General features: G+C 42.0%; 16 protein-coding genes. 8 read left to right on the forward strand and 8 right to left on the reverse strand.

Going from position 1 to position 15967, the window contains the following annotated elements:
* The first annotated feature begins 192 nt into the window (after positions 1 to 192).
* The 6 genes from IQ230_RS12720 to IQ230_RS12745 all read left to right on the forward strand — a co-directional run bounded on the left by IQ230_RS12720 (position 193) and on the right by IQ230_RS12745 (position 6973).
* A complete protein-coding gene (locus tag IQ230_RS12720) occupies positions 193 to 2937 on the forward strand; it encodes an EAL domain-containing protein (protein ID WP_193932353.1) in 2745 nt (914 codons plus the stop codon).
* A gap of 258 nt (positions 2938 to 3195) precedes the next feature.
* Positions 3196 to 3396 carry a hypothetical protein gene (locus tag IQ230_RS12725; RefSeq protein ID WP_143755498.1) on the forward strand — a complete coding sequence of 67 codons (201 nt, stop codon included), beginning with the start codon at positions 3196 to 3198 and terminating at the stop codon, positions 3394 to 3396.
* Positions 3397 to 3748: 352 nt separating this feature from the next.
* Positions 3749 to 5179, forward strand: coding sequence for a dihydrolipoyl dehydrogenase (lpdA, locus tag IQ230_RS12730; RefSeq protein WP_193932354.1), 1431 nt, complete (start codon positions 3749 to 3751; stop codon positions 5177 to 5179).
* A 66-nt stretch (positions 5180 to 5245) separates the two neighbouring features.
* Positions 5246 to 6145 carry an indole-3-glycerol phosphate synthase TrpC gene (gene trpC / locus IQ230_RS12735; protein ID WP_193932355.1) on the forward strand — a complete coding sequence of 300 codons (900 nt, stop codon included), beginning with the start codon at positions 5246 to 5248 and terminating at the stop codon, positions 6143 to 6145.
* 75 nt (positions 6146 to 6220) lie between these two features.
* Entirely contained in the window at positions 6221 to 6445 is a 225-nt protein-coding gene (locus IQ230_RS12740; RefSeq protein WP_193932356.1) for a DUF5340 domain-containing protein, read from the forward strand.
* Between the two features lie 48 nt (positions 6446 to 6493).
* Positions 6494 to 6973, forward strand: a complete 480-nt coding sequence (locus IQ230_RS12745) for a GNAT family N-acetyltransferase (protein WP_322742402.1) — start codon at positions 6494 to 6496, stop codon at positions 6971 to 6973.
* A gap of 108 nt (positions 6974 to 7081) precedes the next feature.
* Here IQ230_RS12745 and IQ230_RS12750 read toward each other — a convergent pair whose 3' ends face one another.
* The 3 genes from IQ230_RS12750 to IQ230_RS12760 all read right to left on the reverse strand — a co-directional run bounded on the left by IQ230_RS12750 (position 7082) and on the right by IQ230_RS12760 (position 9235).
* Entirely contained in the window at positions 7082 to 7513 is a 432-nt protein-coding gene (locus IQ230_RS12750) for an SRPBCC family protein (RefSeq protein ID WP_193932357.1), read from the reverse strand.
* 17 nt (positions 7514 to 7530) lie between these two features.
* Positions 7531 to 8523: an NAD-dependent epimerase/dehydratase family protein gene (locus IQ230_RS12755; RefSeq protein WP_193932358.1), complete on the reverse strand. Its 993-nt coding sequence runs from the start codon at positions 8521 to 8523 to the stop codon at positions 7531 to 7533.
* A gap of 112 nt (positions 8524 to 8635) precedes the next feature.
* Positions 8636 to 9235, reverse strand: a complete 600-nt coding sequence (locus IQ230_RS12760) for a TetR/AcrR family transcriptional regulator (protein ID WP_193932359.1) — start codon at positions 9233 to 9235, stop codon at positions 8636 to 8638.
* A 379-nt stretch (positions 9236 to 9614) separates the two neighbouring features.
* On the opposite strand from IQ230_RS12760, the gene IQ230_RS12765 reads away from it, so the two are divergent.
* Both IQ230_RS12765 and IQ230_RS12770 read left to right on the forward strand, forming a co-directional pair.
* Complete coding sequence (locus IQ230_RS12765; RefSeq protein ID WP_193932360.1) at positions 9615 to 10064, forward strand: hypothetical protein; 450 nt, start codon at positions 9615 to 9617, stop codon at positions 10062 to 10064.
* 173 nt (positions 10065 to 10237) lie between these two features.
* Positions 10238 to 11392 carry a pyridoxal-phosphate-dependent aminotransferase family protein gene (locus IQ230_RS12770; protein ID WP_193932361.1) on the forward strand — a complete coding sequence of 385 codons (1155 nt, stop codon included), beginning with the start codon at positions 10238 to 10240 and terminating at the stop codon, positions 11390 to 11392.
* Between the two features lie 318 nt (positions 11393 to 11710).
* Here IQ230_RS12770 and IQ230_RS12775 read toward each other — a convergent pair whose 3' ends face one another.
* The 5 genes from IQ230_RS12775 to IQ230_RS12795 form a co-directional block, all read right to left on the reverse strand.
* Positions 11711 to 11959, reverse strand: a complete 249-nt coding sequence (locus tag IQ230_RS12775) for a DUF2949 domain-containing protein (RefSeq protein WP_322742404.1) — start codon at positions 11957 to 11959, stop codon at positions 11711 to 11713.
* Between the two features lie 478 nt (positions 11960 to 12437).
* Positions 12438 to 12944, reverse strand: coding sequence for a DUF192 domain-containing protein (locus tag IQ230_RS12780; RefSeq protein WP_322742405.1), 507 nt, complete (start codon positions 12942 to 12944; stop codon positions 12438 to 12440).
* A gap of 107 nt (positions 12945 to 13051) precedes the next feature.
* A complete protein-coding gene (gene nblR / locus IQ230_RS12785; RefSeq protein ID WP_193932362.1) occupies positions 13052 to 13747 on the reverse strand; it encodes a response regulator transcription factor NblR in 696 nt (231 codons plus the stop codon).
* A gap of 109 nt (positions 13748 to 13856) precedes the next feature.
* A complete protein-coding gene (locus IQ230_RS12790) occupies positions 13857 to 14777 on the reverse strand; it encodes an NAD(+) kinase (RefSeq protein WP_193932363.1) in 921 nt (306 codons plus the stop codon).
* 194 nt (positions 14778 to 14971) lie between these two features.
* Positions 14972 to 15952 (reverse strand): SDR family oxidoreductase, encoded by a 981-nt coding sequence (locus IQ230_RS12795; RefSeq protein WP_193932364.1) that lies wholly within the window; start codon positions 15950 to 15952, stop codon positions 14972 to 14974.
* Positions 15953 to 15967 lie beyond the last annotated feature (15 nt).

A 15967-nucleotide genomic window follows, 5' to 3' on the forward strand; every position in this document is an offset into this window, starting at 1 on the left:
AGTAAGATAGATGTGTTCCGTAAAAGCTGAGTCAACTAACTGTTAACCAATAAGAAATAGCAAACGCTATCGACTGTGCTTTTTTTATAAAAAATACTTATTAGTAGCTTGCGTCAGTCATTCTACGGGAACAATAAAAACAGCAAATCTTTATCTTGCGAACTCATAGAATGGAAAGATTGAGGTTGGAATATGTCCTCAAGCCGCTGGCGTTCTCAGACAACAGAAGTGATCTCACCTCAACAGAACAATTGTCACAATAAAACAGAAGCGCAGCGAAAAAATATCAAAAAAAGTTGGTTTGCCTCTGCTACAAGTAAATCTTGTGGCTTGCGGTGGAAAACAAGACTGTTATTTGGTGGTGCAATTACTTCTCTAGTAGCCATTTTATATACTACTGCTTCCACTGTTTTGCTCAGCAGTCTAGAAAAAGTTGAAATCGAAGAAACATACCGAAACGTTGAGGGATTTTTAGATGCTTTTGCCCAAACACAAGAAGAGTTTAGTTTACGCTTGGCAGATTGGGCAATATGGGACGATACTTATCGATTTGCACAAGATAGAAATCAAGATTACATTAATCTTAATATAACTTTAGACTCACTGCAGTATTTACAAATTAATGCAGCAGTCTTTCTAAATAACAAGAATCAAATTATTTATAGTGTGGGATTCGATGTAGAGAAAAATCAAAAAACATCTATCCCTGTATCATTAGAACACTATATCATTAACAATAAAAATTTAGTACAACACTCTAAAGTTAACAGTAGTTTAATAGGAGTCATTGCTTTACCTCAAGGTCCTATGCTCATAGCCTCGCGCCCTATTGTCAATAGTAGAGGTGAAAAACCAATTCGAGGAACATTAGTTTTTGGGCGCTATCTCGACAAAACAAAAGTTGCAACGTTAGCGACAAAAAGCCGCTTGAGTATCACAATACGAAGTCTTAATCAAACATTACCACCAGATTTTCAAACAGCACTATCTGAACTGTCCTTAAAAAATCATAGGATTTTTGTACGTCCAATTTGCGATCGCATCGTTGCAGGCTATACTCTCTTAACAGATGTAGAAGCTAAACCTGTTGCACTTTTAAAAGTAGAAACTCCCAGAATTATCTACCAACAAGGCATAACTAGCCTATCTTATCTTTTGCTTTTATTAGTATCAATTGGATTAGTTTTTACTGGAGTTACGTTACCGTTACTAGAACGACTAATCTTTTTACGATTTGAGCGACAAGAACAAGAGGAACGCTATCGTGCTGTTGTTGCTCAAGCTTCTGAGGGAGTATTTCTAATTGATGCGGAAACTAAAGTTTTGCTGGAGGCAAATATTGCTTTGCAAAACTTACTCGGTTATTCTGATCTAGAGATTTTACAACTGACACTTTATGATATTGTTGTTGGCGATCGCGACCTTATTAATGCTGATCTAGAGCAAATTTCAGCAAAAGACTATAACTTCACGCGAGAATACAAATATCTGTGTGAAGATACTTCTTTAATTGATGTTGAAGCAAGTGCAACTCAAATTTTATACAACGAAAAAGATACTTATTGTATTGTGGTGCGAAATATCACTGAACGCAAGAAAGTTGAGAACGCACTAAGGGAAAGCGAAAAACGTTTGTCTTGGCAAGCTAGTCACGATTCTTTAACCGAACTTGTCAACCGCCGAGAATTTGAGCAACGCTTGGCAAATGTATTAGAAAGTGCAAAAACTGAAGGTACGCAGCATGCACTATGCTACTTAGATTTAGATCAGTTCAAAATTATTAATGATACCTGCGGTCATTTTGCTGGCGATCGCCTATTATGCCAAGTCAGTGTTTTATTTCAAAACAGATTACGCAAAACTGATATGTTGGCGCGTTTAGGAGGTGACGAATTTGGCATTATCTTTTATCAATGTTCTTTAGAACAAGCTATAAGAATTGCGGAAGCACTAAGACAGCAAGTTAGCGAATTTCCCTTTATATGGAAAGAAAGAATTTTTTCAGTTACTACAAGTATCGGAATCGTTGTCATTAATGCAGATACTCCCAATTTAGCTAGCGTGTTGAGTGCTGCGGACGCAGCTTGTTATGCTGCTAAGAATAAAGGGCGTAATCGAATCAATATCTATCAACCTAACGATCTTGAAATAGCCCAGCAACGAGGTGAAATGCAATGGGTTTCACACATTCCCAAAGCACTAGAAGACAACCGCTTTTGTTTGTACTATCAAGAGATTGCCTCTTTAACAGATACAAGTAATCAACAACACGGTGAAATTTTATTGCGCTTAAAAGATGAGAACGATCAAATTGTACTGCCAATGGCATTCATTCCAGCGGCTGAGCGCTATAACTTAATGCATCTCATTGATCGCTGGGTAATTTCTACGCTGTTTGCTTATTTGGCTCAGTTACAAACTGACAGCGATCGCACAATTTATGCAGTAAATCTTTCAGGAGCAAGTATTAATGACGAAAGTTTTATTGATTTTGTTCAAGCACAATTTACATATTATCAAATTCTCCCATCAAGGATTTGCTTTGAAATTACTGAAACACTGGCGATCGCCAATTTAAATAAAGCTGCGTCATTCATTCGCAAACTAAAAACAATTGGCTGCTACTTTGCCTTAGATGATTTTGGTAGTGGGATGTCTTCATTTGCCTATTTGAAAAACTTACCAGTAGATTATCTCAAAATTGACGGCTCTTTGATTAAAGATATAGTCGAAGACGCGATCGCTTACAGTATGGTAGAAGCTATTAGCCGTATTGCTACTGTGATGCAACTCAAAACAATTGCTGAGTTTGTTGAGAATGAAGCAATTCAAGAAAAATTGAGAGTACTTGCAGTTGATTATGCCCAAGGTTACGGAGTCGCTAAACCAAAACCACTAGATCTCATACATGGCTTACAAATCTCCACTAAAATGTAGCTGCATGCACTAAGACAAGACTTTTAGTAACTATTCCATAGAAGTAAACTGTTTTATTGAGTGGCGAATTTCGCTAAGCTTAAGAGGTAAAAATAAACTTTTTGAAATTATTGTATAACTTACTTAATAATTCATTTATTAATTGAATACAATCTTCAATTAATTTCAAAATACATTGATAATTATTTACCGCCATCAGTTCATTTGCAGACGATAATTTAAAGAATATAGGCGTTATTGCAAATGGAGTAAGTAACGATGCCTAATCACTTTTCGATATTAGATGATGAAAACCGAGTCTATGGAGAATGGCATGGTCATCTGCATTACACGTTAATGTATCAAAGCAGAGATAGAGCCGAACAAGTCGCCAGAGACCATCACATGTTAGGGTACAAAATCGTGCCATCAGAGGCAGCAGTAAGATACTCGCAAAGTAGATACTCAGAACACAAGTAAAGATAAAAAGGAGGGGTCTTAAACCCCTTCTTTTTAATAAGGGCTACTATTTTGACTGAAAAATTTTACCTTGCAGTTCAGAAATTAGCTTTCCACGATCTTGTAAAGTCTGAGATCGCATCCCCAACCTCCGCACGCAACGACGAATGCTGCCCCAACTAGATTTTACTCCTGACCTCTGAGTGATATATCTTGCCTGCCCACATTCAACGCGTTCGATTTCATAGTCTCTCTGGTTGCATTCACTATAAAATTATTCAGAAGCACTCCCTCAGGAATAAGGACTTGCATAGATTGCTCGGTCAAGTTGAGAATAAGTTAGAGTAACGCACACCAGTACAGGAGACCTGCGGTGAGTCAGGAATTTGATTACGATTTAGTCATTATTGGCGCTGGAGTTGGCGGACATGGTGCTGCTTTACACGCGGTTAGTTGTGGATTGAAAACCGCGATTGTGGAAGCAGCAGATATGGGTGGAACTTGTGTCAATCGAGGTTGTATTCCTTCAAAAGCACTACTTGCTGCTGCCGGTCGCGTGCGAGAATTACGCAATGCTCATCATCTTAAAGCCTTGGGAATTCAGGTTGGAAATGTTGAGTTTGACCGTGCCGCGATCGCCAATCATGCAAACAACTTAGTCAGCAAAATTCAAGGTGACTTGACAAACAGCCTCAAACGTCTAGGCGTTGATATTATTCGAGGCTGGGGTAAAGTAGCTGGACAACAGAAAGTCACAATCGCCACCGACAATGGTGAAAAAATTGTTACAGCTAAAGATATTATCCTTTCTCCTGGTTCTGTCCCTTTTGTCCCTCCAGGAATTGAAGTAGACGGCAAAACGGTCTTTACAAGCGATCAAGGTGTCAAGCTAGAATCACTTCCCGACTGGGTGGCAATTATTGGTAGCGGCTACATTGGGCTAGAGTTTTCAGATGTTTATTCTGCGCTAGGCTGTGAAATCACGATGATTGAAGCCCTAGACCAACTCATGCCAGGATTTGACCGCGATATTGCTAAACTAGCTGAACGCATCTTAATTACACCCCGCGATATTGAAACATATGTGGGAATCTACGCGAAGCGGGTGATTCCTGGATCTCCTGTAGTGATTGAACTAGCAAACTTTAAAACAAAAGAAGATGTTGATGTCATTGAAGTAGACGCTTGCTTAGTTGCCACCGGACGCATCCCAGTTACGCAAAACCTCGGCTTAGAATCTATTGGTGTCGAACTTGATTGTCGTAACTTTATTCCTGTAGACGATCGCATGGCAGTATTATCTACGGGTGAACCTGTACCGCATTTATGGGCGATTGGTGATGCTAACGGCAAAATGATGTTAGCTCATGCAGCTTCTGCCCAAGGTATCACAGCAGTCGAAAATATCTGCGGGCGACACCAAGAAATTGATTATCGCAGTATCCCCGCTGCCGCGTTTACGCACCCTGAAATTAGCTATGTAGGAATGACGGAAACTGCAGCAAAAGATCTGGGTAAAGAACAAGGATTTGAAGTGGGTGCAGTGCGAACTTATTTCAAAGGTAATTCCAAAGCCTTGGCTGAAGGTGAAGCCGACGGTATCGCCAAAGTTGTCTATCGCAAAGACACTGGTGAAGTTCTCGGAGTACACATCATGGGAATGCACGCTTCGGACTTAATTCATGAAGCTTCTGCGGCGATCGCCAACCGTCAATCTGTCCACTCCTTAGCCCATCTCGTCCACGCCCACCCCACACTATCTGAAGTACTGGACGAAGCCTATAAGCGCGCGATCGCATCTTAACTATTACCCCTATCCCTAGTCACTAGCCACCAATCACTCGCCCCTCGCCCCTCACCCCTAGTTCATATGCAAATTCGCCGTCGGTCACCCAATACATCGGTTGATATAAGAAGCTTACGCTATCAGGTTGCTATTCCTAATGCTGAACCACAAAATATTTTAGAAAAGATTGTCTGGCATAAAGAAACTGAAGTTGCGCAACTACGAGAAAAACTTCCTTTAGTCGAACTTCAACGTAAAGCACTTGCAGCATCACCAACTCGTGATTTTATTGGTGCATTACGTCAAGGAAAGACAACACCTGCACTCATTGCCGAAGTCAAAAAAGCTTCACCAAGTAAAGGTGTTTTTCGCGAAGATTTCGATCCTGTCGCGATTGCGCAATCTTATACTCAAGGAGGCGCAAGTTGTCTTTCGGTATTAACTGATGAAAAGTTCTTTCAAGGCAGTTTTAACAATCTTGCCTTAATTCGTAGTGCCGTAGATTTACCACTTTTGTGCAAAGATTTTATTATCTATCCGTACCAAATGTACATGGCGCGTATTCGCGGTGCGGATGCAGTACTGTTAATTGCAGCAATTCTGAGCGATCAAGATTTACAATACTTTGTCAAAATTGCAACTGCGCTTCATATGATAGCCTTAGTCGAAGTTCATACATTAGAAGAACTAGACCGCGTTTTAGCTGTTGATGGAGTACAATTAATTGGTATAAATAATCGCAATCTCGCAGATTTTTCCGTAGATTTACAAACAACTTGTACTTTACTAGAAGCACGAAAAGAGGAATTGCGATCGCGCAATATCTTAGCTGTCAGCGAGTCAGGACTGCATACGCCAGCAGACCTCGAAGTAGTATCCTCCGCAGGTGCAGCAGCGGTACTAATTGGGGAATCCCTTGTCAAACAGCCCGATCCGCAAGCAGCGATCGCCGCTTTGTTTACCACCTTACCACCCTGTAATTAACGGTTGCGCTCTCGACTATGAAAGTACACCTGCATACATAAAAAAGAGCGCTTCAAAATCCAAAATTCAGTTTTTATGCAGACAATTCCCCTTCCTTCTCCAATTCACTACGAACTTCTATTGCAGTTATTAGAGCAACAAACCATGTCCGCAGTGAGTCAAAATCCAACTTTGCGGGAACAGGTGAATCAGCTAATCATTACCCTGCGTAAAGCCGCTGCGCAACAAAAACATCTAGAAGAAAGTTGTCAACAGTCACAGATTGCGATTGAATCGCGGTGGTCACTTAATCATCACTAAAACAAATACTTAGACTGCCGCACGTAGCTTTGATGCAAACTAATGGTTGTGAACTACAGTATTCGACCGCTCATGTCAGAAGATGAGCCATTTCTGTGGGAAATGTTGTATCAGGCACTTTATATCCCCAAAGGACAATCTGCGCTGCCGCGTGATGTGGTTAACCTTCCTGAACTGACTTGTTACGTTCAAGGTTGGGGACGCGAAGGCGATTGTGGCTTTCTCGCCAGCGATAAGGTAACAAATCAACCTATCGGCGCGGTCTGGTTGCGCTTACTAGTAGGCGAGAACAAAGGTTATGGTTATGTGGATGATGGCACGCCTGAACTGAGCATTGCTGTTTATCCTGAATATCGCAGTCAAGGTATAGGTACGCAATTACTTACTCACTTATTTGCATCCGATTGTGGACAATCATCTATTTCGCTGAGTGTCTCAGTAAACAATCCGGCGTTGCGGCTTTATGAGCGTTTCGGGTTTGAGGTCGTAAGCCAAAGCGCAGAATCACTCACTATGAGACGAGATTAACGCGACCTACAGCAGGATAAAAAGCTACTGTACTCAACCACTGACAGTTTACACTCGTTCTTCACGCTAGGATTGACAATCTAAATAGCAAAATAACAAAATAAACTATCAAATTTCTGCCCGTGCTTTTAGCGCCTGATTCATCTTTTCAAAACCAATTTTAGTTTTGGTATCCAAACTTTTTGCTAAAAAAGGAACAAGTATTCCAGAAAATATTTCACCGTGAATAAATCGAATGCGATCGCTTCCCAATGGCTCAATTTGAAAATAATGCTCTCCATTAAAGATTCCTGATAAAAGTAACTGTCCTAACCAACGAAATTCTCGTTCTGGTTCAGCAACCAAAACTGTAGGTCGAAACGTCATTATGTTTCCTCCTGGTCGTTGCAGTTGCACTTCTAGCCGCGCCCCTTTTTTCACCTCACCACTTGCAAAACGAATAAACGGGTTCCATTGAGGATACTCATCAAAGTCAGTTAAGACATTCCACACAGTGGTTGCCGAAGCGTTAATCTCAATCTTTGTAGTTAGCTGCTTCACGATCAATCTCCTCAAAGCTAAGACAAAGTTGATAGTATTTGATCGCGCGATCGCACGAGTTCTGCTAACCCAGATACACGAGAGACAATCGGTGTATAACCTAGTTCGCTACGTGCTTTGCGATCACTCAATATTAATTCTTGACCGATCAGCCGCACCATTGTTCGCGTTAATGGTGGCGTATCCTGACGGCGAGTGACTTGCCAAAAAGTTTCCGCAATTCTAGCAAGTTTCCAAGCTAAGCGATAAGGAATACTGCGATTTTCTGGTGTTACGCCTTCAATTTGTAGCAGTGTTGTTACCCACTCGCGAAACTGCACTAGATCGTCATCTGCTAAAAAATATGCCTGTCCGCCGGAACTGCGCTCAGCTGCCAAAATTGCACCATGACATACGTTTGCTACATGAGTTGTTGTGTATGTATAATTGCCCCGATCAATCCAAATAAATTGACCTGCCCGTACTGCTTGAGCCAATTGAGGGATAGCACGATCTCCAGTTCCCCAAATCCAAGCAGGGCGAACAACTGCTGTCATAAAACCTGGTTGATTAGCAGCAACGACTTGTTGCTCTGCCAAGCTCTTGGTGGCAATATACGGAGAGAAAGTAGGCTGTTGTAGTGGAAAATTTTCATCTGCATGACCAAGAGGTTTATGGTTCATCACACTTGCACTTGCGCCTACTTGGACAAATTTCTCAACTTTGGCAGTTTTAGCAGCAGCTAGAGTCCGCTGTGTACCGACAACATTAGCTTGATAAAACGTTTCATAGCTTCCCCAAGTACTCAGCAAGCCAGCAACATGAACGACAATCTTGCAATCGCGCATTCCATCAGTCATAACTGCTTGATCGAGTAGATCGCCACGCACCACATCTGCGCCCAAATGACTTACCCATTTTGCTGCTTGTTCTGAACGAGCTAGCGCCTTAACTTGATATCCACGTTCTCGCAACATCTGAATCATACAGTGACCGACAAACCCCGAACCACCAGTCACAAATACTTTCATTGTGGCTCCTTATAACATGTGACAAAATTTGAAATCTGTCACCAACTAAATGAACGATAACATGATGTAAGCTTTATAACAAGTGACAAAACTTGAAATCTGTCATAGTAGCCTAAATACAGCCCATTTTTAAGGCAACAATTAGCAAGTCAAGAATTGTATGAGCTTGTTCTTCGCTAGGTTCATCGATAGTATCTACGACAAGCAGCGGATGGTGAAATTTCAATGTTGCATCCCAAACTGCATTAGTGGCGCGTTCGAGATCAATAATCTGCAATTCTCCTGTCTGTACTCCGCTACGGAGAATCTCTTTGAGAATAGCGCGGATAGCTTGAATGTGTTGTGCAACAACGGTGCGATGCTCTTGAAGGATGGTAGTGAATGTTTCAAAAAGTTCTTGTTCGGTAGCACATTCTTGGCGTTTGATCCGATACAACTCCAAAACATAAGCTTTAAGCTTGGCAACAGCTGGTATTTGCTGAGTGGCGATCGCTTGTAGTGCAATTTCTGTTTGACGCAACCATTGCTCAATCACAGCATCAATAATATCGGCTTTAGCCTTAAAAAAACGGTAAACATTCGCATGGGACATTCCACAAGCACGCGCAATCTCACTAACTGTTGTCCGTGCATAGCCATAGCGTCGGAGATGAGCTTCTGCGGTTGTCAAAATTAGAGCACGGGTTTCTTGCACAGTGCGATCGTCTTGCATTTATCAGTGTTAGACCTAACACACCACAACTAACACATTTTATCTTTGTGCTGAGTACTCAAGGTCAGACTAATTTTTTTACTCAAATGTATAATCTGCACATTTCTCAAAGCGAGTACATTAACTAAAATCAAATCACCTCGCTCAATCTGCATCGATTAGCAGCCGTTAAGTCCAGCTACCTGTACAGATGCTCAATTCTAGGAACAATCCGTGTTGCAGCAAAATACTACCAGCAATTTAGAACATCAGCGCGATCGCAACAAAAAAGACAAAATTTAGACAAAGTAATGCTGACGATCAAACTGAGCAAAAGCAACTAGAGCGCATTAGTCAACTCGAACGCGCCCTCGAACAGTCGTTAACGTACTTAGCAGAATTGAGAAGAAAGCTGAAAACGCAGGATTTACTAGAAGCGCAGCTAGCAGCCGTCGAGGAGATAGCAAATGTACAACAACAAGCAATCCTCAAATTACAACAGCAACTGGTACAACAGCAGCAATCTCAAGTGCAATTACAACAAGCGCGATCGCATCAAATCATGCAACAAACAGTAGCACTTCAAGAACAAATTATCCAGCAATCGCAACAAGTTGGTGAATATGTAGCTGCTGTTCAGTATTGGAAAGAGCAATACTTAGCAAGTGTGACTCTTTCGCTTGAACTTAAAGAAGTGCTGGAAAGACTTGTCCCAGAAAGATTATTTGAACTTACTCATTTGCTAACAACAGTGCAATTAATGACACAACAAACACGAGAAGTTGTGTCAACGTTACCTGCAGCTGCAAAGCATTCATCTAAAGTAGATTTACCACCTTTTCTAAAATAGCCTTATTCTCATACAATCGCACCTCAGCACCCTTGCACCTCTGCTCTCTACAGATGTATCAGCGATCGCACTTTTCCAGGTATAATCAAAAAATTTCCTAAAAATTGTACAAGCTTTTCAACTTGTGCAATCTGAGATCAACCCCTAACTCTTCACACAACAGTAGGACAACAATGCAAGACAAGCTGATGCTGATGATTCCTGGTCCCACACCGGTACCAGAGGCAGCGCTACTCGCTTTAGCCAAGCACCCAATTGGTCATCGTACCAGTGAATTTAGCAATATGCTGGCGGAAGTGACGGAAAACCTCAAGTGGTTGCACCAAACCCAAAGCGACGTAATGATGCTGACTACCAGCGGTACAGGTGCCCTAGAAGCTGGAATGATTAATTTTTTAAGTCCAGGCGATCGCATTTTGGTTGGTTGTAACGGCAAGTTTGGCGAACGCTGGGCGGAAGTTGGTGAAGCTTACAACTTAAATGTCGAAAGAATTACTGCTGAGTGGGGACAACCCCTCGATCCCCAAGCATTTGCAGAAAAACTCGAAGCAGATAAAGAAAAACAAATCAAAGCTGTCGTTGTTACCCACAGTGAAACATCAACTGGCGTACTCAATGATTTGGAAACAATTAACCGTCACGTTAAAAACCACGGTGAAGCATTAATTATCGTTGATGCAGTGACAAGCCTCGGTGCAGTTAGTGTACCAATGGATACTTGGGGTTTAGATGTTGTTGGTTCTGGTTCGCAAAAAGGTTATATGATTCCTCCAGGGTTAGGAATTGTTGCCGTTAGCCCTAAAGCATGGGAAGCGTATAAAACCGCAAAGTTACCCCGCTACTACCTCGATTTAGGTAAATATCGCAAAGCAACTACAAAAAAAACAACTCCTTTTACACCGCCAGTTAATTTAATTGTGGCTTTACACGCTACACTGCGGATGATGAAACAAGAAGGATTAGAAGCCATCTTTGCGCGTCATCAAAGGCTCATGAGTGCAACCCGTGCTGGTATAAAAGGCTTGAACTTGCCTTTATTTGTGAGTGATGATTGTAGCAGTCCAGCAATTACTGCAGTCGCACCTCAAGGAATTGAAGCAGATCAGGTGCGAGCAATTATGAAAAAACGTTTTGATATTGCTTTAGCTGGTGGGCAAGATCACTTAAGTAATAAAATCTTCCGCATTGGGCATTTGGGCTTTGTGAGCGATCGCGATATTCTTAGTGCTATTTCATCGCTAGAAGTTGCTTTGCACGAACTTGGTTATGAAAACTTTACTCCTGGGGCTGGTGTTGCAGCGGCTGCGAAGATTTTTGCTCAGTCGTAGTAGGAGCGAGGGATTGGTTTTGAATGCGCGTTAGCGTAGCGGTGCCTTAGCACGTTTTGAATTAAATTTTCTTAAACTCAACACTCAAAACTGAGAACTCATAACTCTGTTAAACTCAACACTTCACGACTCCTCCAGCTTTGACTAATTCTTGCACGCAGTCTTAATGGTGTAAGTTATGAAATCAAAAGAGCGGGTTATTACCCGCTCCATTTTTGTTGCCAATACATTGTCGATCTCCTTTGACTATTGCCTACACACAATTTACGTGTCTTGACATAGACGAGCTAACTTTTGGCGTGTCATCTATCTGTAGGCTTATACTATTGCACTTTCCAACCAGTCGTAGATTTGATTGAGTTGATCTAACGTCACTAAGCCATATTGCCAAAGAATCATCGGCAGTGGACCTGGGTTTTGTTCGCGATGGCGCAAAGCTACATCAATAGAAGCAGCAGATATCGATAAATCCTTTTGGAGAAAGTCAATAAATTTAGAGTAGTTTGTGGGTGACATCGGTTTTTCACTTTCTATCGTGAATAGGTTTAAGTTTGAGCTATTTGACATATGATGAACTAGTATTTGCTAGCCAGTTTTTTCTCTGTCCCAAAGTCGTTATTGGATTGCTGACTCTAGTTGATCGTGAAACTGAATTTTGCGAGTTTCCTTCACTTGTTATGAGTGCAACACTATGCGGACTAGAATTTTAGCGCAACTTGCCAATGTACATCAGTTTGTTGCCAAAAACGCAAAATTTATTAAAACTATTTTTACTCTAGTGCAGTAATATTGTTCACCTACAACAAGGAAGAGTTATTGGTTGAATTTTGCTCTTCCAAAAGACTGATCCCAGCCTTGAGTCATACAAATTTATTTTTTTTGAGCTGTAACCTTTTACTATAGAAAAGCGATCGCGCAAATAATTCTGTTTTTCTATCAAATTTATCAAATGTTACCCTAACCAAGATAAAAACACCACAACTTTTATAGGGAATTTTCCCCGTTGTTGCCAACGACGTGATAGAGAAAATTCCTCAAGTAGGTTTTATGAGTCTAAAAATTGAATATCTAGGCGATCGCCTACACGAATTCCTAGTTCAGCAGCACGTCCCCCTCGCAGTTCAATGACTTGGTTAACGGGTGTTTCAGAACCATAAGTCGGACATGGTTCTGTTTGACAAGGAGGAACAGCAGGTGCGATCGCTTTAACTTGTCCATTTTCCAGAAAAATCATATCCAGCGGAAACCGGACATTTTTCATCCAAAAGCCTACAGGTCGGGCAGGTTCAAAGACAAATAGCATTCCGCGATCGTCGGCTATTGTGTCACGGTGCATTAATCCTGTTGCTTGTTCTGTTGGTGTCCGCGCTACTTCCAGACTAATTTTACGCCCAGCGATTGTCGTTACAGCAGCAATGGGCAGGTTTTGAGCAGCATTCACTGATTGTTGTGCCACAGGTGTAACCGTTGGCGATACAGCTGGTGTTGGTGTTGAACATCCCAGCATGAAAGTTCCTAAAACAATTCCGATAACAGCAGAACCACAACTCACTATTTATCGACTCCAATCTTTACTTTTATAGCTTTTGAGTGGCTCTCTCTGATCAGAGTTCCCTAACACAGCTAGCCTTTCACATTTTACTAGCAACTCACTACTTTCTATGATTCTCGCAAAACGTAGCCTACACCCCGCACAGTTTGAATCAAGCGTTTCTGACTTTCGTCTTCTATCTTGAGGCGTAAATAACGAATATAAACTTCAATGACATTCGATTCGCCCATGAAATCATAACCCCAAACATTTTCGAGAATTTGTTCGCGGGTTAAGACCTCACGCGGATGTTGCATCAGGAACTTGAGCAGTTCAAACTCCTTCATTGTCAAATCAAGCGCTTTACCGTGGCGAATTGCTCGGCGCGTTGCTAAATCCAAAACGAGATCGCCAAAACGTAATTGTTCAGCTACTCCTGTTTCAGGTTGTAAATACAGACGCACCCTTTGGAGAAAATCTTCGGAACGGTAGGGCTTGAGAAAATAATCATCAGCTCCTGCTTCTAAACAAGCTATGCGATCGTCAACTGTATCTCTTGCCATTAAGACTAAAACCGGTACCCGCGCTCCAGCTTTACGCAAATGAATGCATAACTCTAACCCCGACTCTCCGGCAAGCATGCGATCGACAACAATCAAAGCAGGCTGTATTTCCTGCGAGTATTGCATACCGCTGTAAACGTCAGGCGCGATCACTGCTTCATAACCTGATTCTTGTAAGTCAAGGCTCACTTGTCCTGCTAAAGTCTCGTCAGTTTCGACAACTAAAACACAAGGGTTGCGTTCAGCCTCTGCTATACTCATAAGCCGCTATCCGCTAATGAAGGATTGCATTTACTCATAACTCGGTTATCACATAGTGATAAGCATGAATACTTAATTATATTCATAACTAGATGAGGATTGCCTACTCTTAGGGCAATTCTACCGAAGTCGGTTTAGCAATATGAGGCAGTCCCCAACCAAGCTTTTCACGTAAAATGCGAAAGAACTCTGGTGATTGCAGCCTGATAAATCGCGCTGAGTATTGCGATCGCACTAAATGCACCTGATCTTCTGGAAAAACGTAGCATCCAGCGTTACCATCTACCACCATGACTAACCGATCTGTACTGGCACTCGAAATTGTGACCATTTCAGTGTCGGCAAAGACAAGCGCCCGCGAAGCTAGCGAATGTGGACAAATTGGGACAAGCTGTAAGACAGGAACTCCTGGCGTGACCACAGGTCCTCCTGCACTCAATGAGTACGCAGTTGAGCCTGTCGGAGTTGAAACAATGACGCCATCCGCTGCAATATCTACTGGAGCGTGACGTCCTACAGCAATTTCAAAATGACACATACACGTCAATGGTTCGCGATGCAAAACCATCTCATTCAAACATAAAGCTTCCCAAAGAACCGAATCCCCGCGACGCAATACCTTAACGGCTAACATCGCTCTTTCTTCAATCTCATATTTACCTGCCATGACTTGTTCCATGACTAACGGTAATTGATTGACATAGGCTTCAGTTAAAAATCCCATGTGCCCTGTATTTACCGTCAATAACGGAATGCCACAAGGGGCTACTTGGCGGGAAGCTGCCAAGACTGTGCCATCTCCTCCTAAGACTATGGCAAACTGCATGTCCCTATCAAAACCAGGTGGTGTGAGACCATCAATCGGTGTATGACACACCGGACTTTCTGGGTTTGAGTAACCCAAAATTCCTCCGATACCAGTTGTAACACAAACTTCCCAACCCGCTGCCATCAGCTTGTCTTTGAGTTCGTTAGCAACACGACTGGCGATCGGTTTAACGTCATTGTAAATAATGCCTGCTTTCGGCACGCTACAAGTCCAGATTTCCGCAATGCTTACTATTAGCTAGATCGTTGCACATTTTTGCTCAACAGGCGAGAGTTTCTTGAAAAGAGTTTTGAGTTTAAGAGAGTTATGAGTAATAAATGTTAAGTGTTGAGTTAAAAAAACTTTTAATTCAAAACTCACGCACTAATCACTACTCCCTCGCCCCTCTCTAACCCCTAACTCTTGAACGGAGTTTTTTTGGGAGTTTGCTTCTTTTTTGTTTTTGTTTTTTCGTAATCGAGTTCCCGCAACTTCTTCAAAATTCTCCCGAAGTACTCTTGCATATAGCTTTCTAATGTTGTGGTTTCAGTCGGGTTTAATCCAAAGACTTGATAAACTTCATCCATAGGAGCATCCAAAGGTTTACCATTTGCCAAGACTTCAGTAAAAGCTAGGCGATCTGCAACATTCCAACCCCATTGGAAAAAGCGGAGAACGCGGCGCATAGTCCGCAACAAGTTAATTGGCATGCGCGTAATGCGAGCCTCTTTGCCAGACAATCGTTCGCATAAACTGATAATTTCTTCTGCACTCCAAGCACGAGTACCGACTACAGGAAAAATTTGTTTTTCTGTTTCTGGAACTGATAAGGCACGAACTGCAAATTTGGCAATATCTTGTGTATCCATGTAAGCAACAGGAGAAGATTCACCTGTAATCCACACGGCTTGTCCCTCAAGAATTGGAATTGCGTATTGCCCGATTAACCCTTGCATAAAGCCGCAGAGCTGCAAAATGGTGTAATTTAAATCAGCTTCTGCTAAAAATAGCTCAGTGCATCGCTTGATTTCCATCAGTGGGACATCAGGATGTTTGTCAGCGTCTAGCAGTGAGAATAATACATAGCGGTCTACACCAGCTGCTTTTGCTGCTTGAATGAGTGCTACTTTGCCTTCCCAGTCAACTTGTTTAATACTAAGAGAATCTGTAGGACGAGCTGTGGCTGCGTCTACGATCGCTATTACACCTTCGAGCGCCGGAGGTAAGGTTTCTGGATAACACAGATTACCAACTACAAGTTCAGCGCCCCATTCTTTTAAAAAAGTGGCTTTCTTAGGATTTCTTACAAGACAGCGTACCTTATACCCCTCATCGAGAGCACGGCGAACTACTTGTCTTCCCAAGGTGCCAGTAGCACCGACAACTAATATAGTCATGAGGGATTAGTAATG

Source organism: Gloeocapsopsis crepidinum LEGE 06123, assembly GCF_015207655.1.
Lineage (GTDB): Bacteria > Cyanobacteriota > Cyanobacteriia > Cyanobacteriales > Chroococcidiopsidaceae > Gloeocapsopsis > Gloeocapsopsis crepidinum.

What these genes read in the sequence shown, in the direction of transcription:
- IQ230_RS12720 (WP_193932353.1), top strand. Translation starts at nt 193, where the DNA reads ATGTCCTCAAGCCGCTGGCGTTCTCAGACAACAGAAGTGATCTCACCT.
- IQ230_RS12725 (WP_143755498.1), top strand. Translation starts at nt 3,196, where the DNA reads ATGCCTAATCACTTTTCGATATTAGATGATGAAAACCGAGTCTATGGA.
- trpC (WP_193932355.1), top strand. Translation starts at nt 5,246, where the DNA reads ATGCAAATTCGCCGTCGGTCACCCAATACATCGGTTGATATAAGAAGC.
- IQ230_RS12740 (WP_193932356.1), top strand. Translation starts at nt 6,221, where the DNA reads ATGCAGACAATTCCCCTTCCTTCTCCAATTCACTACGAACTTCTATTG.
- IQ230_RS12755 (WP_193932358.1), bottom strand. Translation starts at nt 8,523, where the DNA reads ATGAAAGTATTTGTGACTGGTGGTTCGGGGTTTGTCGGTCACTGTATG.
- IQ230_RS12760 (WP_193932359.1), bottom strand. Translation starts at nt 9,235, where the DNA reads ATGCAAGACGATCGCACTGTGCAAGAAACCCGTGCTCTAATTTTGACA.
- IQ230_RS12770 (WP_193932361.1), top strand. Translation starts at nt 10,238, where the DNA reads ATGCAAGACAAGCTGATGCTGATGATTCCTGGTCCCACACCGGTACCA.
- IQ230_RS12775 (WP_322742404.1), bottom strand. Translation starts at nt 11,959, where the DNA reads ATGTCAAATAGCTCAAACTTAAACCTATTCACGATAGAAAGTGAAAAA.
- nblR (WP_193932362.1), bottom strand. Translation starts at nt 13,747, where the DNA reads ATGAGTATAGCAGAGGCTGAACGCAACCCTTGTGTTTTAGTTGTCGAA.
- IQ230_RS12795 (WP_193932364.1), bottom strand. Translation starts at nt 15,952, where the DNA reads ATGACTATATTAGTTGTCGGTGCTACTGGCACCTTGGGAAGACAAGTA.